Source organism: Streptomyces pseudovenezuelae (genome assembly GCF_029892565.1).
In the GTDB taxonomy this organism is placed as follows: Bacteria; Actinomycetota; Actinomycetes; order Streptomycetales; family Streptomycetaceae; genus Streptomyces; species Streptomyces pseudovenezuelae_A.
Window position 1 is genome coordinate 519051 of record NZ_JARXVH010000003.1, and the last position, 19647, is coordinate 538697.

Here is a 19647-nt window from a genome sequence, read left to right on the forward strand (position 1 = left end):
CCGTTAAAGGGGTGACCCTGTGGCCGTGCTCCAGTGGTACAGCGTCATTGCCACGCTCGTCGCCAAGTTGTAGCTGGAGACCTGGGGGCGCATCGGCAGGGACAGCAAGTGGTCGGCACGTGCGCGTAGTTCGGGCGACAGCCCGGCGCGTTCGGAGCCGAAGGCCAGAACGGCGTCGTCCGGGAGCTTGATCCCCCGGATGTCGTCGCCCTCCGGGTCCAGGGCGAACAGCGGGCCCGTCGGCAACTCGTCCACCGCCAGGCGCTCCACGGTGGTCGCGAAGTGCAGGCCCGCGCCGGCGCGCACCACCGTGGGGTGCCAGGGGTCGAGCGTGCCGGTGGTGACCACGCCGGTGGCGCCGAAACCGGCGGCCAGGCGGATGACGGCGCCCGCGTTGCCGAGGTTGCGCGGGTTGTCGAGGACCACGACGGGCGTGGTGCGCGGCACGTGCGCCAGCTTCTCCAGCGCGGCCTCGCGAGACGGTCGTACGGCCAACGCGGCGACCTCTGTCGGATGCGGGCGCGGCACCAGGTTCGCGTACGTCCCCGGCGCCACCTCCGTCAGGAGTCCGGCCAGCGTGTCCCGGATGTCCGGGGCCAGGTCGTCGGCGAGGGCGAGCACCGCCGCTCGGTCCACGGCGACCGCCACCGGGATGTCGGCCCCGAAGCGCACCGCGTGCTTGAGGGCGTGGAAGCCGTCGAGCAGGACGCAGGTGCCGGCGAGCCGGTGCCAGGTGTCCAGGGGAGCGGATGCCGGGTCGGAGGAGGGGTCGGAGTCCGGGGCGGTCATGGCGTGAAGCCTACGGGCGCGTGCTCGGGGTTCTCCGGGGTGCGGGGCGCCGGCAGCGGCGTACGGGAACGGCGGGCACGGGCAAGGACGCGTTCACGCGCGCGTGCCGCCCAGCCGCCCGTGCGGCGCAGGAACGACGTCGGCAGGAAGACCGCGTCCGCCGCGATCATCGCCAGCGAGAAGAACGGCAGCCCGAGGACCACGGCGATCACGGCGTGCTCGAACATCATCGCGGCCAGCAGGACGTTCTTGACCCGCCGGTTGAACAGCGTGAACGGGAACGCGACCTGCACGATCACGGTCCCGTACGTCACGAGCATCACCATCGTGCCGCTGGAGGAGAGCAGGTCGGCGAGGGCGGGCCAGGGCGAGAAGTAGTCCAGGTGGAGCGGGTAGTAGACGGCGGTGCCGTCCTGCCAGCGCGAGCCCTGGATCTTGTACCAGCCGGCCGTCGCGTAGATCAGACAGGCCTCGGCCATGATCACGAACAGACCGGCGTTGTGCACGATGTTGCCGACCACGTCCAGCAGGATCCGCGGCTCGCCGCTCTTCGCCAGCCGCTCGACGGCCCACCACACGCCCAGCGCCGACCACACGCCCCACAGGATCACCGGCACGGTCGGGTCGACGCCGTCGAGGCGCCCGCCGGCGGTCACCGCGACCAGCGCGAAGCCGAGCACCGCCCACAGGACGGGACCGGTCCGGTCCGTGACCCGCTCGCCACGCGCGCGTGCCTCGTCCGCGCGCCGCGCCCGCCGCGCGTCCAGCGACCACACCTGGCCGCAGCGCGTGAAGACGAGGTAGATCGACATCAGGTGCAGGACGTTGTCGCCGCCGTCGCCCATGAAGACGCTGCGGTTCTGCAGCGAGAGCACGCCGAGCATGAACAGCACGGACATCGTGCGGGTGCGCCAGCCCAGCAGCAGCAGCGCACTGGTCAGCACGGCGAGCGCGTAGACGATCTCGAACCAGGCCTGGCCGTCCGACCAGATCAGGGCCGTGAAGGCGTGGTTGTTGGTGATCAGCTGCTGGGCGAGGTCCCAGCTCCAGGGGCTGTCGGGACCGTACAGCTCCTGGCGGTGCGGGAACTCGCGCAGCAGGAACAGCAGCCAGGTCGCGCTGAAACCGATACGGACCACGGCGGCCTGGTAGGGGCCGAGCGCCGACTCGGTGATCCGGGCGATGGCCGCGGAGACCGACAGGGCGAAGCGGTTCACTCGGCGCCTCCGTCGCTGTCGGCGGCGGTGACCGTCCACCAGGGCAGCACGCGGTACATCGGCTTGTCCGAGATCTTCTCGTCACTCCACTTCGGCGCGGGCACGTTGGTGGTACGGGCCCTGACCTGCACGTTCTCGACGACACCGCCCCGCGCGGTCACGTCCTCGCGATCCAGCCGCAGCACCACGATGCGCCGCAGATACGTCTCGGACAGGGCGCCGCGCAGACCGGAGGGACGGTTCTCGCCGTCGTGGGTGGAGGCGAAGAAGTCCCAGGCCCGGCGCAGTTCGTTCTGGTCGGTGTGGCTGGGCAGCAGATTCCCGTCTATGGCCCGGCCGTCCTCCGCGGACAGGTCGTACCAGCCGGTGGTGTTCACCTCGCCGTCATCGGTGTGCACCTCGGCACGGACCTGGACGGCGATGTTCTGCTGCAGCGGATTGGGCGCGAAGAGCTTCCAGTTCTGCTCGAACTCCGGGTACACCCAGTCGTCTATCGCGTTGCCGTGCTGCTTGGTGACCGTGTTCGACGGCGCGACATGCAGAAAGACCAGCGCGAGATGCACGCAGACGGTCACACCGACGACGGCGAGCGCGAGGGCTGCGGCGACCTGATAGCCGGGGGAGAGCGCGGCTACGCCGGTACGGGGCTCGGTGGGCGGCATGGCTGCAGGGGGTACAGCGGCAGGGGGTGCGGCTGAGGTCGGCGCTGCCGGGGTCGGCACCGCCGCACTCGGCACACCTGCCGCGCCGGCCCCGGGAGCCTCCACCTCGGCCGCCCCGGGGACGTCGTCCGGCCCGCCCGGCCCGTCCGGCTCCCGCCGGGCGTCCGAGTCTGTGTCGTACGCGTCCATTCCACCCCGTTTCCCGATCCGGTCCGTCTTCCGGCCACCCGGCCGAGGGCGCCCTGTCACCTGCGCGCGCCGCCCCACCGCACTCGCACGCGAACGGTACTCAGGCCCGCCCGCGCGGCACAGCCCCCGTCAGGCGCGTGATCGTGCCGGTCGTCCACAGGGGCCGCCAGCAGGTTATCCACAGCGGTTGACACCTTACGGCGCGAGGCCTCCGACAGGTTCAGGACAAACCGGACGATCGGTCGGCGGGCGGGCGAGCAGTGGGCAGGCAGGCAGTGGGTAAGCGGCCCAGGATCAGCCGGGCGTAACGGGGCCCTCCCCTCCCGGTCATTCCCTTCTTCTAGAACCTGTTCTATCTTGACGCACCGTCAGATCAACGGAGCCGCCGAGAGGACAGGACCGTGGACTTCACCTTCACCGAGGAGCAGCAGGCGGCGGCAGAGGCGGCGCGGGGCGTGTTCGCCGGGGTCGCCCCCGACGCGGTGCCCAGTCCCGCGCTCGTCGCGGGCGCCGTAGCCGACGACTTCGACCGCGCGCTGTGGGCCACGCTCGCCGAGGCGGACCTGCTGAGCCTGCTGCTGGACGCGGAGTACGGCGGCGCGGGCCTGGACGCGATCGCGCTGTGCCAGGTGCTGCGCGAGTCGGCGAAGGTACTGGCCCGGGTGCCGTTGCTGGAGAGCGGCGCGGCCGCGGCGGCCGTACAGGCCTACGGCGGCGAGGAGTTGAAGTCGGCCCTGCTCGCGCCCGCGGGCCGCGGCGAGCTGGTGCTGACCGTCGCCTCCAGCGGACGTACCGGCCACGACGGGGCCGAACTCGCCGTGACCGCACGGCAGGACGGCGACGCCTGGATCCTCGACGGGGTGCAGACGGCGGTGCCGTGGGCCCAGGTCGCCGACCACATCCTCGTACCCGCGCACACGGCCGGCGACCGGCCGCTGCTCGCGGTGGTCCCCCGCGTCCACGAGGGCGTCGGCATCGGCGAGCAGTTCTCCACCAACGGCGAGCGGCTCGGCGAACTGCGCCTGGAATCCGTCCGGATCGCCGCCCGTGACGTCATCGACGCCGACGGCGCCTGGGAGTGGCTGCGCGAACTGTTGACGACCGGGACGTGTGCGCTGGCCCTCGGGCTCGGCGAGCGGGTGCTGCGCATGACCAGCGAGTACACCGGCAAGCGGGAGCAGTTCGGGTTCCCGGTCGCCACCTTCCAGGCGGTGGCCGTGCAGGCCGCCGACCGCTACATCGATCTGCGGGCGATGGAGGCAACGCTGTGGCAGGCCGCCTGGCGGGTCGCCTCGGGGGCACCGGGCACGCTGCCGGTCTCCGGTGACGTCGCCGTCGCCAAGATCTGGGCCTCGGAGGGCGTACGACGGATCGTGCAGACGGCACAGCATCTGCACGGTGGCTTCGGGGCCGACGTCGAGTACCCGTTGCACCGGTACCACGCCTGGGCCAAGCACCTGGAACTGTCACTCGGTCCCGCATCGGCGCACGAGGAGGCCCTGGGCGACCTGCTGGCGGCCCACCCGCTCAGCTGACGGTCCTTCCAGGGGGACGCCTAGAGGACGAACCCGGTCCCGCCCTCGTCCGTCACGACGGGTCGGCCCGCCGCGGCCCACACCTGCATACCGCCGTCCACGTTCACGGCGTCGATGCCCTGCTGGACCAGATACGTCGTGACCTGCGCCGAACGCCCGCCGGACCGGCAGATCACATTGACCCGGCCGTCCTGCGGCGCGGCCTCGGTCAGCTCGCCGTACCGGGCCACGAAGTCACTGAGGGGGATGTGCAGGGCACCTTCCGCGTGCCCCGCCTCCCACTCGTCGTCCTCACGGACGTCCAGCAGGAAGTCGCCGTCCTTGAGATCCCCGACCTCGACCGTGGGCACACCAGAACCAAATTGCATGCCCCGACGCTACCTGACACGACCGGCACGAGGCCGGGCCACCCGATCAGAACGCAGGGCCACCCGATCAGGACACCGGCCCACTGGGGCCCCGCCCGGCACCTCGGCCGCTCGGCCGCCGACCGCCTACTCGACCAGCTCGGCCAGTTCCCGCTCGCGCTCCGCGACCTGCGCCAGGAGCTGCTCGGCGATCTCGTCCAGCAGGTGGTCCGGATCGTCGGGCGCCATTCGCAGCATCGAGCCGATCGGGCCGTCCTCCAGCTCCTTGGCCACCAGCGCGAGCAGTTCCTTGCGGCGGGCGAGCCATTCGAGGCGGGCGTACAGCTCCTCGCTGGGGCTCGGGCCGCGCTGCTCGGGCTCCGGTCCCTTGGCCCACTCCTCGGCCAGCTCGCGCAGCAGCATCTCGTCGCCGCGCGCGTAGGCGCCGTTGACCCGGGTGATGAACTCCTCGCGCCGGGCCCGCTCCGTCTCGTCCGTCGACAGGTCGGGGTGGGCCTTGCGGGCCAGCTCGCGGTAGAGCTTGCGGGCCTCGTCGCTGGGGCGCACCCGCTGCGGGGGACGCACCGGCTGGTCCGTGAGCATCGCGGCGGCCTCGGGGAACAGCCCGTCCCCGTCCATCCAGCCGTTGAACAGCTCCTCGACGCCGGGCATCGGCATCACCCGGGCCCGCGCCTCGTCCGCCTTGCGCAGATCCTCGGGATCGCCGGTGCGGGCGGCCCTGGCCTCGGCGATCTCCGCGTCCAGCTCGTCGAGGCGGGTGTACATCGGCCCGAGCTTCTGGTGGTGCAGCCGGGAGAAGTTCTCGACCTCGATACGGAAGGTCTCGACCGCGATCTCGTACTCGATCAATGCCTGTTCGGCGGCCCGCACGGCCCGCTCCAGCCGCTCCTCGGGGCGCGGCGTGCCGTCCTCGGGCACCGCCTGCGCCTCACCGGCGGCACCGGCACCCTGCTCAGCGTCTGGGCTCGTCACCCGCTCAGCGTAGGCCACGCACGAGCCGGCCACGGCGCCCCACCGCCAGAGGCCCTTTCAGCCGGCGCCCGGCACCGGCCGCCGGGCCCCGCAGCGGCCGCCCACCGCCGGTCACGGGCCTCACTCACCACCACCGTTCCGGGGCCCCCTTCCCCCTCCCCTCCCTCCCCCTCTCAGGTCACGCCACCACTCCCGGCCCCCGCCCCCGAGCACCCCGCCTCCACTCACTCCGCCGACAGGTCACGGCAGGCGACGACCAGTGTGCCGGGGCGGCAGGCGATCTCGTGGGTGCAGCCCTCGGGGTACGGGAGGAGTTCGTCGAGGATCACGTCGCCCAGGGCCGAGACGTCGCAGAAGCCCAGGACGTCCACCTGGAAGCGCGAGACGCCCGCGTACCGCACCAGGAGGTCCTCCTCGTGCTGCCGGCAGTTGTGGCCGAAGCGGATCTCGATCTCGTCGTCGCCGGTCCTGCGCACCGCCTGCGGCTTGAGATCCTTCACACACCGTCGGCCGGCGAGGTCGTAGTGCCCGGGGTCGGTGGCGAACGCACGTGCCCCGGGCGGCAGTTGGCCGGCGAGCGCCGGCAACCGCGCCAGATAGGGCCGCGGGTCGACGATCCCGGTCGCCTCACCGTCCCGCCCGTCGAGGTCGACGTACTTCACAGAACGCTCCTCACGTACGTCACTGCCCTCAGACCCCCATCTCCGCCGGCACCCTTCCCGCCCGCACCGCGGCGACCAGGTCGGCGTGGTCGGCCTCCGTGCGGTCGGCGTAGGCGACGGCGAAGGCGGCCAGTGCCTCGTCCAGCTCCTCGCTCTTGCCGCAGTACCCGGAGATCAGGCGCGGGTCGGCGCTGTGGGAGTGGGCGCGGGCCAGCAGGGCGCCGGTCATGCGGCCGTAGTCGTCGATCTGGTCGGCGGCGAGCGCGGCGGGGTCGACGCTGCCCTTGCGGTTGCGGAACTGCCGTACCTGGAAGGGCAGTCCGTCGACCGTCGTCCAGCCCAGCAGGATGTCGCTGACGACCTGCATGCGCTTCTGGCCGAGGACCACGCGCCGGCCCTCGTGGTCGACGGTGGGTGTCTCGAAGCCGGCCGCCACCAGGTGCGGCACCAGCACGGACGGGCGGGCCTCCTTCACCTGGAGCACGAGCGGTTCGCCGCGGTGGTCCAGGAGGAGCACGACGTACGAGCGCGCGCCCACGCTGCCGGTGCCGACGACCCGGAAGGCGACGTCGTGCACCGCGTGCCGGGACAGCAGCGGGAGGCGGTCCTCGGAGAGTGTCGTCAGGTAGTGCTCCAGGGACGAGGCGACCGCGGCGGCCTCCTCGTCGGGCACGCGCCGCAGTACGGGCGGGGCCTCCACGAAGCGGCGGCCGCCGTCCTCGGTGCGCTCCGTCGACTTCGCCGCGAACCGTCCGCTGGTGTTGCCCCGCGCCTTCTCGGAGACCCGCTCCAGGGTGCCGACCAGGTCGTGGGCGTCGGTGTGGGAGACGAGCTCCTCGTCCGCGATGGCGTTCCACGCGTCCAGCACCGGGAGCCTGGCCAGCAGCCGCATGGTGCGGCGGTAGGCGCCGACCGCGCCGTGGGCCGCCTTGCGGCAGGTGTCCTCGTCGGCGCCGGCCTCCCGGCCCGCGAGCACCAGGGAGGCGGCGAGCCGCTTGAGGTCCCATTCCCAGGGGCCGTCGACCGTCTCGTCGAAGTCGTTCAGGTCGATGACCAGGTCGCCGCGCGCGTCCCCGTACAGGCCGAAGTTGGCGGCGTGGGCGTCCCCGCAGATCTGGGCGCGGATCCTCGTCATGGGCGTACGCGCGAGGTCGTAGGCCATGAGGCCGGCCGAGCCGCGCAGGAAGGCGAAGGGTGTCGCCGCCATCCGGCCCGCCCGTATCGGCGTGAGCCCGGGGATGCGGCCGCGGTTGGACTCCTCGACGGCGGCGACCGCGGTGGGCCGGGAGCCGTCCAGGTCGAACGCCGCGTGCGAGCCGCGCGGGACCAGCCTGCGCAGCGCCTTGCCCTCGTCCTTGGGCGACCCCTCGGCGGGCCCGTGGGCGAACCCCGGCACCCGCGGCAGCCTGCGCGCCGCGACGACCACCGGATTCACCGCAGCCACCGGATCCACCGCAGCCGCCGACTCCGCGGCGACCGCCGGCCTCGCGGCCTCGGCTCCCGCCGTGTCTGCCGTCACCGCTCCGTTTTCGGTCACACCGACCGCCTCCCCCGCACGCACACGAACATCAACTCGTGCAGACCGTACAGCCGGTGGCCGAAACGCGTCAGACCCTGTGGACAACTCCGCGCCTGTGGAAAACCGGACACCCGGTCAGCACTCCGGCGGCTGTGCGCCCTCCGGCAGGTGCACCTTCGCCCACTCCTTGAGCTCCCAGAGCGCGGGTTCCAGCGCGGCCCCCGCCGCCGTCAGCCGGTAGGAGACGCGCAGCGGCGGCCCCTCGTCCACCTCGCGCACCAGCAGGCCGGCCGCGCCGAGTTCGGTGAGCCGGTCGGAGAGCATGCGCTCGCTGATGCCGGGGACGGCGCGGCGCAGGTCGGTGAAGTACGCCGGCCCGCCGGTCAGGACGGCCACGATCGGGCCGGTCCAGCGCTTTCCGAGCAGCTGGAAGACGCGCGTGATGCCGCCGTCGACCCGCTTGCACGCGCCCACATCGTGACCCTGCTCGACCGCCATGCGCCCAAGGGTACTGCCTCACCATGAGGGGATGAAAAAAAGTAAGTACCTGTGTTATCTATAGTCCAGTACGAATCCTCACTCACTTACGGGAGATCTCCATGCCCACGCTTCTGCACATCGACTCCTCCGTGTTCCCGGCCGGCGCCTCCGCCTCCCGAGCCGTCACGGAGGCCTTCCGCGAGGCCTGGGAGGAGCAGCACCCGGAGGGCACGGTGATCCACCGCGACCTCTCCGTGGACCCCGCGCCGCACATCACCGCCGACTCCCACACCGCCGGCTTCGCGGATCCGGCCACGCACACCCCCGAGCAGGCCGCCGCGTTCGCCGCGCGGCTGCGGCTCATAGAGGAGCTGGAGAAGGCGGACGCCTTGCTGATCGGCGCCCCGATGTACAACTTCGCGATCCCCTCGACCCTCAAGGCCTGGCTGGACAACGTGATCCTGATGGGCCGCACCGCAGGCACCGAGGACTCGAAGATCGCCGGCACCCCGGTCACCGTGGTCGCCAGCCGCGGCGGCTCCTACGCCCCCGGCACCCCGCGCGAGGAGAACGAGTACGTACAGAACTACCTCTCGGCGGTCCTCAGCGGAGCCCTCGCCCTGGACGTCGAATTCATCGTTCCGGAGCTGACCATGGCCCCGCACAACCCGGCGATGGCCGAACTGGTCCCCCTCTACGAGGCCTCGCGCGAGCGCGCCCTGGAGGAGGCGGCCACCAAGGCCAAGGCGGTCGCCGAACGCCTCGCCGCGTAGCGCCCGTGGGGCGGTGGCGAAGCCGTGTGATTGTCCTCACCAGGTAATACGGCTCACACCGCCCCGGGACAACGCGAAGGCCCCCAAGTCCTGAGACTTGGGGGCCTTCGACTGGTGCGCGAGGGGGGAGTTGAACCCCCACGCCCTTTCGGGCACTGGAACCTGAATCCAGCGCGTCTGCCTATTCCGCCACCCGCGCATTGGGTGTGTCCTCGGGCTTGTTCCCCCAAGGGGCTGGCGCCTTCCGACATGCAGAAGATTAGCACGGGGGTCGGGGTGGGTTCACATCCCTTATCCGGGGGCAGCTGACGACCAGGGCAGTCGTCGAAGCGCCGCCGGACCGCCACCGGACGGGGCGGCCGGCGAATGATCCAAAAGTTCCCTGGCTCCGTATCAATGTGCAGCGGTTCACGTATCAACCTCGTACCGGTCCGGCCCGTCTCACCAGGAGCCGGGCCGGACGCACAGTCAGGTGCGGGACACTGGTCTGCGGCCGCCTCTACGATCCTTGCCAGAGGATGCGACGGAGGAGTGCGCGGGAGGAGTTCGCCAGGGGAGTGCACCGCAGGAGTTCGAAAGTGGGCTCCGCAGGGAACTTCGCAGGCGTCGACATCCGTCGACAGGGCCGACAGGGGGAACCAGCCGATTCAGCGGCGCGTGGATACGATCAGTAAGCAGTACCAAGTACGCAGTGCCCAGGACGGCAGAGACGGAGGAGGTGCCCCATGGGAGTCCTGAAGAAGTTCGAGCAACGCCTCGAAGGTCTGGTCAACGGCACCTTCGCCAAGGTGTTCAAGTCCGAGGTCCAGCCGGTGGAGATCGCGGGCGCGCTGCAGCGCGAGTGCGACAACAACGCGACCATCTGGAACCGCGACCGGACCGTGGTACCCAACGACTTCATCGTGGAGCTGAGCACGCCGGACTTCGAGCGGCTCAGCCCCTACTCCGGCCAGCTCGGCGACGAGCTCGCCGGCATGGTGCGCGACTACGCCAAGCAGCAGCGATACGCCTTCATGGGGCCGATCAAGGTCAACCTGGAGAAGGCCGACGACCTCGACACCGGTCTGTACCGGGTGCGCAGCCGTACGCTCGCCTCCTCCACCAACCAGCAGGCCCCCGGGAGTGCCGCTCCGGCGGCTCCGCCGGCGGCCGGCCGGCCCGGCGGCGGCTACGGCTACCCGCCGGCCGCCGCACCCGCGGCCGCCCCGCCCATGCCGGCCGCACCGCCGCCCGGCGCCGCGCGCCCCGGTGGGTACGGCTCCCCGCAGCAGGCCCCGCGCGCGGGAGGCGGCCCGGTCGGCGCCCCGGCGCCCGGCTCCCGTACCCGCCACTGGATCGAGATCAACGGCGCCCGCCATCAGATCTCCCGCGCGACGCTGGTGCTGGGCCGCAGCACCGAAGCCGACGTGCGGATCGACGACCCCGGCGTATCCCGCCGGCACTGTGAGATCCGGACCGGATCGCCCTCGACTGTCCAGGATCTCGGGTCCACCAACGGCATCGTGGTGGACGGGCAGCACACCACCCGCGCTACGCTCCGCGACGGCTCGCGGATCGTCGTGGGCCAGACCACCATCGTTTACCGGCAAGCCGAAGGGTGAAGCGGGGGCAATGTCAGAGCTGACCCTGACGGTCATGCGGCTAGGTTTTCTGGCCGTTCTATGGCTGTTCGTGATCGTGGCCGTACAGGTCATCCGCAGCGACCTGTTCGGGACGCGAGTCACCCAGCGCGGGTCGCGCCGGGAGGCCGGGCGCCAGCAGCAGCCCGCCCGCCAGCAGGCCGCGCCCCCACCCCAGCGTCAGCAGGCAGGCGGCCGCCAGCGACGTAACGCACCGAGCAAGCTCGTGGTGAGCGAGGGCATCCTCACCGGCACCACCGTCGCGCTGCAGGGCCAGACCATCACCCTGGGCCGGGCGCACGACAGCACGATCGTGCTGGACGACGACTACGCCTCCAGCCGCCATGCCAGGATCTACCCGGACCGCGACGGCCAGTGGATCGTCGAGGACCTGGGCTCCACCAACGGCACGTATCTCGACCGGAGCCGGCTGACGACCCCCACGCCGATTCCGCTGGGCGCGCCGATCCGCATCGGCAAGACCGTCATCGAGCTGCGGAAGTAGATACGACAATGAGCGAGCGGAGCGAGCACGCAGCGGCGGTCCCCATCACGGGCCCCGGCGCGCTCCCGACCGGAGGGTGGGCACCGTGCGGATGTACCCGGAGCCGACGGGCGAGGTGCGCATGAGTCTGTCACTGCGCTTCGCCGCCGGATCGCACAAAGGCATGATCCGGGAGGGCAACGAGGACTCCGGATACGCCGGTCCGCGCCTGCTCGCGATCGCCGACGGCATGGGCGGTGCGGCCGCCGGTGAGGTCGCCTCCTCCGAGGCGATCTCCGTCATCGTGGCGCTCGACGACGACGTGCCCGGCTCCGACATCCTCACCTCCCTCGGTACGGCGGTGCAGCGGGCCAACGACCAACTGCGCATGATGGTCGAGGAGGACCCGCAGCTGGAGGGCATGGGCACCACGCTCACCGCCCTGCTGTGGACCGGCCAGCGGCTCGGCCTCGTGCACGTCGGCGACTCGCGCGCGTACCTGCTGCGCGACGGCGTGTTGACCCAGATCACGCAGGACCACACCTGGGTGCAGCGGCTGGTCGACGAGGGCCGGATCACCGAGGAGGAGGCCACCACCCACCCGCAGCGCTCCCTGCTGATGCGCGCGCTGGGCAGTGGCGACCATGTCGAGCCCGACCTCTCCATCCGTGAAGTCCGGGCCGGCGACCGCTACTTGATCTGCTCCGACGGGCTGTCCGGGGTGGTGTCCCACCAGACCCTGGAGGACACCCTCGCCAGCTACCAGGGCCCCCAGGAGACCGTGCAGGAGCTGATCCAGCTCGCGCTGCGCGGCGGCGGCCCCGACAACATCACGGTGATCATCGCCGACGTCCTCGACCTCGACACCGGGGACACCCTCGCCGGGCAGCTCTCCGACACCCCGGTCGTGGTCGGCGCGGTCGCCGAGAACCAGCATCAGCACCAGCAGCACGACAACGGCATCATGCAGACCCCGGCCGGCCGCGCCTCCGGGCTCGGCCGCCAGGGTCACGGCCAGGGCGGGGGCGGCGAGTTCGGCCCGCCCGGCTCCGGCGACACCACCGGCTACGCCCCGGCGGGCGCCTTCGGCGACTACTCCGACGAGGACTTCGTCAAGCCCGGCAAGGGCCGCAAGTGGCTCAAGAGATCCTTCTACAGCGTGCTCGCGCTCGCCGTGATCGGCGGCGGCCTGTACGGCGGTTACCGCTGGACGCAGAACCAGTACTACGTCGGCACCAAGGGCGAACACGTCGCGCTGTACCGGGGCATCAGCCAGGACCTGGCCTGGGTCTCGCTCTCGAAGGTGCAGAAGGACCACCCCGAGATCGAACTCAAGTACCTGCCGCCCTACCAGCAGAAGCAGGTCAAGGCCACGATCGCCGAGGGCGGGCTGAAGGACGCCCAGTCGAAGGTCACCGAGCTCTCCGTGCAGGCCTCCGCCTGCAAGAAGGAGTCCGATCGCGAGGCCGCCGAGAGCGAGAACAGCTCGAAGACCGGTACGGGCGAGGCGGGTGGGACCACGGGAACCACAAACACCTCACTCACGTCCAAGGCCACGCCGAGCCCCTCGACCTCACCGAACCCGTCCACATCAGCGACCGCCCCGACCCCCAGCCCCGGCCCCAGCCTCTCGGAGGAGGAGCAGAAGGTCGTCTCGCTGTGCGGTAAGCAGTAGGGCAAGCCGTGAGAGGCCCCGTCACACGATGAGCAGTACAACCAACCAACCGACGCACCACACGTCCACGATCGGCGCGATCGGCGCACCGAGCCGACGCAACACCGAGCTCGCCATGCTCGTGTTCGCCGTCGTCATCCCGGTCTTCGCCTACGCCAACGTCGGTCTGGCCATCGACGACCAGGTGCCTGCGGGCCTGCTCAGCTACGGCCTGGGCCTGGGCCTGCTGGCCGGCGTCGCGCATCTCGTCGTACGGAAGTTCGCCCCGTACGCGGACCCGCTGCTGCTGCCCCTGGCCACGCTGCTCAACGGACTCGGACTCGTCGCCATCTGGCGGCTTGACCAGTCCAAGCTGCTGCAGTCGATCGGCGTCGCGGGCGGCAAGGCCACCAACCAGCTGATCTACACCGCGCTCGGCATCGCGCTGTTCGCCGTCGTCCTGGTCTTCCTCAAGGACCACCGCGTCCTGCAGCGCTACACCTACATTTCCATGGTCGGCGCGCTGGTCCTGCTGCTCCTCCCGCTGGTCCCGGGCCTCGGCGCGAACATCACCTACGGCGCCAAGATCTGGATCCAGGTCGGCAGCTTCACCATCCAGCCCGGCGAGTTCGCCAAGATCGTGCTGGCGATCTTCTTCGCCGGCTATCTGATGGTCAAGCGCGACGCCCTCGCCCTCGCCAGCCGCCGCTTCATGGGCCTGTACCTGCCGCGCGGCCGCGACCTCGGCCCGATCATCGTCGTCTGGATGATCTCGATCCTCATCCTGGTGTTCGAGACCGACCTCGGTACGTCGCTGCTGTTCTTCGGAATGTTCGTCATCATGCTGTACGTCGCCACCGAGCGGACCAGCTGGATCGTCTTCGGTCTGCTGATGTCCGCGGCCGGCGCCGTCGGTGTGGCCAGCTTCGAGCCGCACGTCCAGACCCGTGTCCAGGCCTGGCTCGACCCGATGCGCGAGTACACGCTCAGCCGCAACGGCAGCAGCGACGGCATCGTCCACTCCGAGCAGGCCATGCAGGCGCTGTGGGCCTTCGGGTCCGGCGGCACCCTCGGCACCGGCTGGGGCCAGGGCCACTCCGAGCTGATCCGCTTCGCCGCCAACTCCGACTTCATCCTCGCCACCTTCGGCGAGGAGCTGGGCCTGGCCGGCATCATGGCGATCCTGCTGATCTACGGCCTGGTCGTGGAGCGCGGCGTGCGCACCGCCCTCGCCGCCCGTGACCCGTTCGGCAAGCTGCTCGCCGTGGGCCTGTCCGGCGCCTTCGCCCTCCAGGTCTTCGTCGTCGCCGGCGGCGTGATGGGCCTGATCCCGCTGACCGGTATGACGATGCCCTTCCTGGCCTACGGCGGTTCCTCCGTCATCGCCAACTGGGCGCTGATCGGCATCCTCATCCGCATCAGCGACACCGCCCGCCGCCCGGCGCCCGCACCCGCCGGCAACCCCGACGCCGAGATGACCCAGGTGGTCCGCCCGTCATGAACAAGCCCCTGCGCCGGATCGCGATCTTCTGCGGCCTTCTGGTCCTCGCGCTGCTCGTCCGCGACAACTGGCTCCAGTACGTCCAGGCGGACAGCCTCAAGGACGACCCGAGCAACCGCCGCGTCACCATCGCGCGCTACTCCACCCCGCGCGGCGACATCATCGTCGACGGCAACCCGATCACCGGCTCCACCAAGACGAGCAAGAGCGGGCTCAACGACCTGGAGTACAAGCGCACTTACAAGAACGGCGCCATGTGGGCGCCGGTCACCGGGTACGCCTCCCAGGCCTTCGGCGCCAACCAGCTGGAGTCCATCGAGGACGGCATCCTCACCGGCGACGACGACCGGCTCTTCTTCCGCAACACCCTGGACATGATCACGGGCAAGGAGAAGCAGGGCGGCAACGTCGTCACCACGCTGAACGCGGCAGCCCAGAAGGCCGCCTACAACGGCCTGGAGAAGCAGGGCGGCAAGGGCGCGGTCGCCGCGATCGACCCGGCCACCGGCAAGATCCTGGCGCTGGCCTCGTACCCCTCCTACGACCCGTCCTCGTTCGCCGGGAACTCCACCGACGTGGACTCCAAGAACTGGACCAAGCTCCAGAAGAAGAACAACACCGACGACCCGATGCTCAACCGCGCGCTGCGTGAGACCTACCCGCCGGGCTCCACCTTCAAGGTGGTCACCGCGGCCGCCGCGCTGCAGAACGGCCTGTACAAGACGGCCGAGGAGAAGACCGACTCGCCGCTGCCCTACATCATGAAGGGCACCACGACCGAGCTGAAGAACGAGGGGAACATCCCCTGCAAGAACGCGACGATGCGGGTAGCGCTGCAGTTCTCCTGCAACACCGTCTTCGGCAAGATCGGCTCCGACCTCGGCAACGACAAGATGCTGGCCGAGGCGAAGAAGTTCGGCTTCGACCAGGAGCAGTTCACGCCGATCCGCTCCAGCGCCTCGGTCTTCTCCGACGACATGAACTCCTCGCAGACCGCGCTGTCCTCCATCGGCCAGTTCAACACCGCCGCGACCCCGCTGCAGATGGCCATGGTCGCCTCCGCGGTCGCTAACGACGGCAAGCTGATGAAGCCGTACATGGTGGACAAGCTGCAGTCCTCCAACCTCGACACCATCGCGCAGACCGACCCCGAGGAGCTGAGCCAGCCCCTGTCGTCGGAGAACGCGCAGATCCTGCAGTCGATGATGGAGACGGTCGTCAAGGACGGCACCGGCAAGAACGCGCAGATCGGCAACGGCGTGACGGTGGGCGGCAAGACCGGTACCGCCCAGCACGGCGTGGAGAACAGCGAGAACCCCTACGCGTGGTTCCTCTCCTACGCCAAGCTCGGCGACGGCAGCACGCCGGTCGCCGTCGCGGTCGTGATCGAGGACGACAAGGCCGTCCGTGACGACATCTCCGGCGGCGGCCTCGCGGCGCCGATCGCGAAGAGTGTGATGGAGGCGGTCATCAACTCCAAGAAGTGACCCCGATCACGTCCCCTTCACATCGGTGCACGTTGCGATACCGGTCCTGTATCGGGTGACGGGCTTGGCCAGGTCACACAAAGCCAGCCGGGTACGGTAGGCCCGGACGGCAGCCTCCGACCGCACAGCCGTGCCGGTCGGGACCGACGGAGAGGGCTGGTAGGGAACTATGGAAGAGCCGCGTCGCCTAGGCGGCCGGTACGAGCTGGGCCAGGTGCTCGGTCGTGGTGGCATGGCGGAGGTCTACCTCGCGCATGACACCCGTCTCGGCCGCACCGTGGCGGTGAAGACGCTACGCGCCGACCTCGCGCGCGACCCGTCCTTCCAGGCCCGCTTCCGCCGGGAGGCCCAGTCGGCCGCCTCGCTCAACCATCCCGCGATCGTCGCGGTCTACGACACGGGCGAGGACTACATCGACGGGGTCTCGATCCCGTACATCGTGATGGAGTACGTCGACGGGTCCACGCTGCGCGAGCTGCTGCACTCGGGCCGCAGGCTGCTGCCCGAGCGCACCCTGGAGATGACCATCGGGATCCTCCAGGCCCTGGAGTACTCCCACCGCGCCGGCATCGTCCACCGCGACATCAAGCCCGCCAACGTCATGCTCACGCGCAACGGCCAGGTCAAGGTCATGGACTTCGGCATCGCCCGCGCGATGGGCGATTCCGGCATGACGATGACGCAGACGTCCGCGGTCATAGGTACGGCGCAGTACCTCTCGCCGGAGCAGGCCAAGGGCGAGCAGGTCGACGCCCGCTCGGACCTCTACTCCACGGGCTGTCTGCTCTACGAACTTCTGACGGTCCGGCCGCCGTTCGTGGGCGACTCCCCGGTCGCCGTCGCGTACCAGCACGTGCGCGAGGAGCCGCAGCCGCCGTCGGTCTTCGACCCCGAGATCACGCCCGAGATGGACGCGATCGTCCTCAAGGCACTGGTCAAGGACCCGAACTACCGCTACCAGTCGGCCGACGAGATGCGCATGGACATCGAGGCCTGCCTCGACGGCCAGCCGGTCGCGGCCACGGCGGCGATGGGTTCGGTGGGCTACGGCGGTTACGGCGACGACCAGCCGACGACGGCCCTGCGTTCCGCGGACGCCGGCGCCACGTCGATGCTGCCGCCGATGAACCCGGACGACGGCGGCTACGGCTACGACGACCGCCCGGACCGACGCCGCCAGAAGAAGTCGAACACCTCGACGATCCTGCTGGTCGTGGCGGGCGTGCTGGTGCTGGTCGGGGCGATCCTGATCGGCAAGTGGGCGTTCGGCGGCGGAGGCGTCGGAAACGACGACGTGGCCGTGCCGAACCTCGTCAGCCTGTCCCAGAATGACGCCGCGAAACAGCTGACCAACAGCGAACTCAAGCTCGGGACGGTCACCAAGAAGCCCTGCGCCGACCAGGCCAAGGGCACCGTCTGTTCCTCGGACCCGGCGAGCGGCGCCAACATCAAGAAGGGCACCGCGGTCAACCTCGTGGTGTCGACCGGCGCCCCGAAGGTCGCCGTACCGAGTGTCCTCGGCAAGAGCCTCGACGAGGCCACGGACATCCTGGAGGGCGACGACTACAAGTTCGTCGTCAAGACCAAGACGCAGATCTCCACGGAGGACCCGAACACGGTCCTGGCCCAGGATCCGAAGCTCGGCAAGGAAGTGGAGAAGGGCTCCACGATCACCTTGACGATCGCCAAGGCGGAGGCGAAGTCCACGGTGCCCGACGTGGTCGGCCAGAGCTGTGACGCGGCCAAGGCCCAGATGACGGCCAGCAACCTGGTCGGCAACTGTGTCGACGAGGAGACCGACGACAACAACCAGGTCGGCAAGGCCATCTCGACCGATCCGCAGGTGGGCAGCCAGGTCGACAAGAACTCGACGGTCACCATCAAGATCGGCAAGGCCAAGCAGCAGGAACAGGTCCAGATCCCGCAGATCCAGGGCCAGACCCTCGCGACCGCCCGCCAGGCACTGCAGAATGCCGGCCTCCAGCTCGGCGACATCAATGGCTCGAACGACGACAACGCGATCGTCATCGGGTCGGACCCAGGACAGGGCAACACAGTCGACAAGGGCAGCAAGGTCAACCTGACCACCGTCGGCAACAACGGCAACAACGGCGGCAACGACGGCGGCACCAACTTCTTCGGCGGCACAAGCGGCTAGCGGTTGGCACTGCTCGGAACACCAGTGGGCCCCTGCCGGGAAATCCGGTAGGGGCCCTTCTGTTGCCTGAGGCTGCAGCGCCGCGTGTCCCCCGCATATGACAACTCGTTGATCTGATCGGGCGTGTGTCCGAGCTCCGCCCCGGCCATACGGCCGTGCCACGAGCGGAAGGGCAGAAGATGATCGACGAATCGGTGCTGCTGGAATCTCGAACTCTGCGAGGCAGCGTCCTGGAACGCACCGACGTACTCGACAGGGTCAAAGCGCTGTCACTGCTGCCGGACGGGATGCATGTGACGACGGCGATGGTGGCGACGTACTTCGGGGTAGGTCTCGAAGCCGTCAAGTCACTCGTCAAGGACCACCGAGCCGAGTTGGAAGCCAACGGCTACCGCCTGTTGACGGGCGAGGAACTGAGGTCCTTCAAGGCCCTCAGTGGAATTCCGTCCCGCACGCGCTCCCTGGCTCTCTTCTCCCGCCGCGCAGTCCTCAACCTCGCCATGCTTCTCCGGTACAGCGAAGTCGCACGTCAGGTGCGTGTGTACCTCCTGGACATGGAGTACCTGGCACGCACACAGCCTGTGGATAACTCGGCGCCCACTGATGTCGTCTCCCTCGACGACCGCATCGACCAACGCATCAGCCACGTACTCGGCAAGACCGTCGTCCCCATGTTCAACGCCCTGATCGAGACGTCAGGAGAACACCGCAGGGAGCTGGTCGCCCTCCGCGCAGGTGTCCTGCGGATCGAGAGGCGGCTTCAGCAGCACCACGCGCGGCTGCAGCGGCTGGAGAACCGTCGGCGCAAGTGACTACGGGTCAGCGAAGTTCCTTCGGCAACGTCCGCTCGTTGTCCACCTTCTCCACCCGGACCAGCTCGCCCCAGACCACGTAGCGGTAGCGCGAGGTGTAGACCGGCGTGCACGTCGTCAGCGTGATGTAGTGCCCGGCTTTCTTCTTGCCGGACTCCTTCGGGATCTGCGACAGGACCTGGACGTTGTACTTCGAGGTCTCCGCAAGGACGGAGTAGACCTTGTAGACGTACCACTTGTCTTTCGTCTCGAAGACGATCGGGTCGCCCTTGCTCAGCTTGTCGATGTTGTGGAACTTCGCGCCGTGGCCGTCGCGGTGGGCGGCGAGGGTGAAGTTGCCCTTTTTGTTCGACGTGGGGAGGGTCGCCTTCGCAGGGTCCGTGTAGTAGCCGGCCACGCCGTTGTTGAGGATCTTCGTCGAGGTGCCCTTCTCGACCAGGACCTCGCCGTTCTTCATGGCGGGGACGTGCAGGAAGCCGATGCCGTTCTTGGTGTTCAGGGCGCCGGGGCCGGTGAGCTGCTGGGACCAGTCGTCGCGGACCTTGTCGGCCTCCTTGTCGGCCTTGCGGTCGGCGACGACGTTGGTCCACCACAGGGAGTAGACGACGAACAGGCCGAGCACCAGGCCGCCCGTGATGAGGAGTTCACCGAAGACGCTGACCGCCGTCGCGATCGGGCCGGGACCGCGGCGGGCCTCGGCCGGCGCGGGCGTGTCCGTGTGCTCTTCGTGCTGTGTGCCGTCGGTGGTCGCTGCCACGTTCATCCG

Annotated in this window: 18 protein-coding genes and 1 tRNA gene; 9 read left to right on the forward strand and 10 right to left on the reverse strand. The window is 69.9% G+C overall.

Features of this window, described 5'->3' with window-relative positions; translation table 11 throughout:
- Positions 1-3: 3 nt before the first annotated feature.
- Genes M2283_RS11335 through M2283_RS11345 form a run of 3 tightly spaced genes read right to left on the reverse strand, consistent with a single transcriptional unit; the run spans position 4 to position 2857 of the window.
- Positions 4-789 (reverse strand): TrmH family RNA methyltransferase, encoded by a 786-nt coding sequence (locus M2283_RS11335; RefSeq protein ID WP_280876010.1) that lies wholly within the window; start codon positions 787-789, stop codon positions 4-6.
- A complete protein-coding gene (locus tag M2283_RS11340; RefSeq protein ID WP_280876011.1) occupies positions 786-2006 on the reverse strand; it encodes an HTTM domain-containing protein in 1221 nt (406 codons plus the stop codon). Before M2283_RS11340 ends, M2283_RS11335 begins: the two co-directional genes overlap by 4 nt.
- A complete protein-coding gene (locus tag M2283_RS11345) occupies positions 2003-2857 on the reverse strand; it encodes a DUF5819 family protein (protein ID WP_280876012.1) in 855 nt (284 codons plus the stop codon). Before M2283_RS11345 ends, M2283_RS11340 begins: the two co-directional genes overlap by 4 nt.
- A 401-nt stretch (positions 2858-3258) precedes the next feature.
- Here M2283_RS11345 and M2283_RS11350 point away from each other — a divergent pair, with 401 nt between their 5' ends.
- Positions 3259-4392: an acyl-CoA dehydrogenase family protein gene (locus M2283_RS11350; protein ID WP_280876013.1), complete on the forward strand. Its 1134-nt coding sequence runs from the start codon at positions 3259-3261 to the stop codon at positions 4390-4392.
- A 20-nt stretch (positions 4393-4412) separates the two neighbouring features.
- Here M2283_RS11350 and M2283_RS11355 read toward each other — a convergent pair whose 3' ends face one another.
- From M2283_RS11355 to M2283_RS11375, 5 genes are all read right to left on the reverse strand, one after another.
- On the reverse strand, positions 4413-4742 hold the full coding sequence (locus M2283_RS11355; RefSeq protein ID WP_280876262.1) for a rhodanese-like domain-containing protein: 330 nt from the start codon (positions 4740-4742) through the stop codon (positions 4413-4415).
- Positions 4743-4886: 144 nt separating this feature from the next.
- Entirely contained in the window at positions 4887-5732 is an 846-nt protein-coding gene (locus M2283_RS11360) for a J domain-containing protein (RefSeq protein WP_432423052.1), read from the reverse strand.
- A gap of 224 nt (positions 5733-5956) precedes the next feature.
- Positions 5957-6394 (reverse strand): hypothetical protein, encoded by a 438-nt coding sequence (locus M2283_RS11365; protein WP_280876014.1) that lies wholly within the window; start codon positions 6392-6394, stop codon positions 5957-5959.
- A gap of 28 nt (positions 6395-6422) precedes the next feature.
- Positions 6423-7847: a DUF2252 domain-containing protein gene (locus M2283_RS11370; protein WP_280876264.1), complete on the reverse strand. Its 1425-nt coding sequence runs from the start codon at positions 7845-7847 to the stop codon at positions 6423-6425.
- Positions 7848-8048: 201 nt separating this feature from the next.
- Complete coding sequence (locus M2283_RS11375; RefSeq protein WP_280876015.1) at positions 8049-8411, reverse strand: winged helix-turn-helix transcriptional regulator; 363 nt, start codon at positions 8409-8411, stop codon at positions 8049-8051.
- Positions 8412-8512: 101 nt separating this feature from the next.
- On the opposite strand from M2283_RS11375, the gene M2283_RS11380 reads away from it, so the two are divergent.
- Positions 8513-9166, forward strand: coding sequence for an FMN-dependent NADH-azoreductase (locus tag M2283_RS11380; RefSeq protein ID WP_280876016.1), 654 nt, complete (start codon positions 8513-8515; stop codon positions 9164-9166).
- Between the two features lie 112 nt (positions 9167-9278).
- Here the strand turns inward: M2283_RS11380 and M2283_RS11385 are convergent.
- Positions 9279-9365 (reverse strand) — tRNA-Leu (locus M2283_RS11385).
- Between the two features lie 526 nt (positions 9366-9891).
- Between M2283_RS11385 and M2283_RS11390 the strand changes: the two genes are divergently transcribed.
- The 7 genes from M2283_RS11390 (at position 9892) to M2283_RS11420 (ending at position 18881) form a co-directional block, all read left to right on the forward strand.
- On the forward strand, positions 9892-10767 hold the full coding sequence (locus M2283_RS11390; protein WP_280876017.1) for a DUF3662 and FHA domain-containing protein: 876 nt from the start codon (positions 9892-9894) through the stop codon (positions 10765-10767).
- 10 nt (positions 10768-10777) lie between these two features.
- The gene (locus M2283_RS11395) at positions 10778-11290 is read left to right on the forward strand and encodes an FHA domain-containing protein FhaB/FipA (RefSeq protein ID WP_280876018.1); all 513 of its coding nucleotides are present in this window, start codon (positions 10778-10780) and stop codon (positions 11288-11290) included.
- Positions 11291-11381: 91 nt separating this feature from the next.
- Positions 11382-12944: a Stp1/IreP family PP2C-type Ser/Thr phosphatase gene (locus M2283_RS11400; protein ID WP_280876265.1), complete on the forward strand. Its 1563-nt coding sequence runs from the start codon at positions 11382-11384 to the stop codon at positions 12942-12944.
- Between the two features lie 28 nt (positions 12945-12972).
- A complete protein-coding gene (locus M2283_RS11405) occupies positions 12973-14424 on the forward strand; it encodes an FtsW/RodA/SpoVE family cell cycle protein (protein ID WP_280876019.1) in 1452 nt (483 codons plus the stop codon).
- Positions 14421-15911, forward strand: coding sequence for a peptidoglycan D,D-transpeptidase FtsI family protein (locus M2283_RS11410; protein WP_280876020.1), 1491 nt, complete (start codon positions 14421-14423; stop codon positions 15909-15911). Before M2283_RS11405 ends, M2283_RS11410 begins: the two co-directional genes overlap by 4 nt.
- A gap of 169 nt (positions 15912-16080) precedes the next feature.
- Positions 16081-18069: a Stk1 family PASTA domain-containing Ser/Thr kinase gene (gene pknB, locus M2283_RS11415; RefSeq protein ID WP_280876021.1), complete on the forward strand. Its 1989-nt coding sequence runs from the start codon at positions 16081-16083 to the stop codon at positions 18067-18069.
- 179 nt (positions 18070-18248) lie between these two features.
- Positions 18249-18881, forward strand: a complete 633-nt coding sequence (locus M2283_RS11420; protein ID WP_280876022.1) for a restriction endonuclease — start codon at positions 18249-18251, stop codon at positions 18879-18881.
- A gap of 7 nt (positions 18882-18888) precedes the next feature.
- Here the strand turns inward: M2283_RS11420 and M2283_RS11425 are convergent, their stop codons facing one another.
- A complete protein-coding gene (locus tag M2283_RS11425) occupies positions 18889-19644 on the reverse strand; it encodes a class E sortase (protein ID WP_280876023.1) in 756 nt (251 codons plus the stop codon).
- Between the last annotated feature and the right edge of the window lie 3 nt (positions 19645-19647).

Bases quoted from the DNA above. Each gene is read 5' to 3' on its own strand.
- pknB (WP_280876021.1), top strand. From the start codon at position 16,081: ATGGAAGAGCCGCGTCGCCTAGGCGGCCGGTACGAGCTGGGCCAGGTG.
- M2283_RS11375 (WP_280876015.1), bottom strand. From the start codon at position 8,411: ATGGCGGTCGAGCAGGGTCACGATGTGGGCGCGTGCAAGCGGGTCGAC.
- M2283_RS11395 (WP_280876018.1), top strand. From the start codon at position 10,778: ATGTCAGAGCTGACCCTGACGGTCATGCGGCTAGGTTTTCTGGCCGTT.
- M2283_RS11345 (WP_280876012.1), bottom strand. From the start codon at position 2,857: ATGGACGCGTACGACACAGACTCGGACGCCCGGCGGGAGCCGGACGGG.
- M2283_RS11335 (WP_280876010.1), bottom strand. From the start codon at position 789: ATGACCGCCCCGGACTCCGACCCCTCCTCCGACCCGGCATCCGCTCCC.
- M2283_RS11425 (WP_280876023.1), bottom strand. From the start codon at position 19,644: ATGAACGTGGCAGCGACCACCGACGGCACACAGCACGAAGAGCACACG.
- M2283_RS11400 (WP_280876265.1), top strand. From the start codon at position 11,382: ATGTACCCGGAGCCGACGGGCGAGGTGCGCATGAGTCTGTCACTGCGC.
- M2283_RS11405 (WP_280876019.1), top strand. From the start codon at position 12,973: ATGAGCAGTACAACCAACCAACCGACGCACCACACGTCCACGATCGGC.
- M2283_RS11380 (WP_280876016.1), top strand. From the start codon at position 8,513: ATGCCCACGCTTCTGCACATCGACTCCTCCGTGTTCCCGGCCGGCGCC.
- M2283_RS11390 (WP_280876017.1), top strand. From the start codon at position 9,892: ATGGGAGTCCTGAAGAAGTTCGAGCAACGCCTCGAAGGTCTGGTCAAC.
- M2283_RS11410 (WP_280876020.1), top strand. From the start codon at position 14,421: ATGAACAAGCCCCTGCGCCGGATCGCGATCTTCTGCGGCCTTCTGGTC.
- M2283_RS11420 (WP_280876022.1), top strand. From the start codon at position 18,249: ATGATCGACGAATCGGTGCTGCTGGAATCTCGAACTCTGCGAGGCAGC.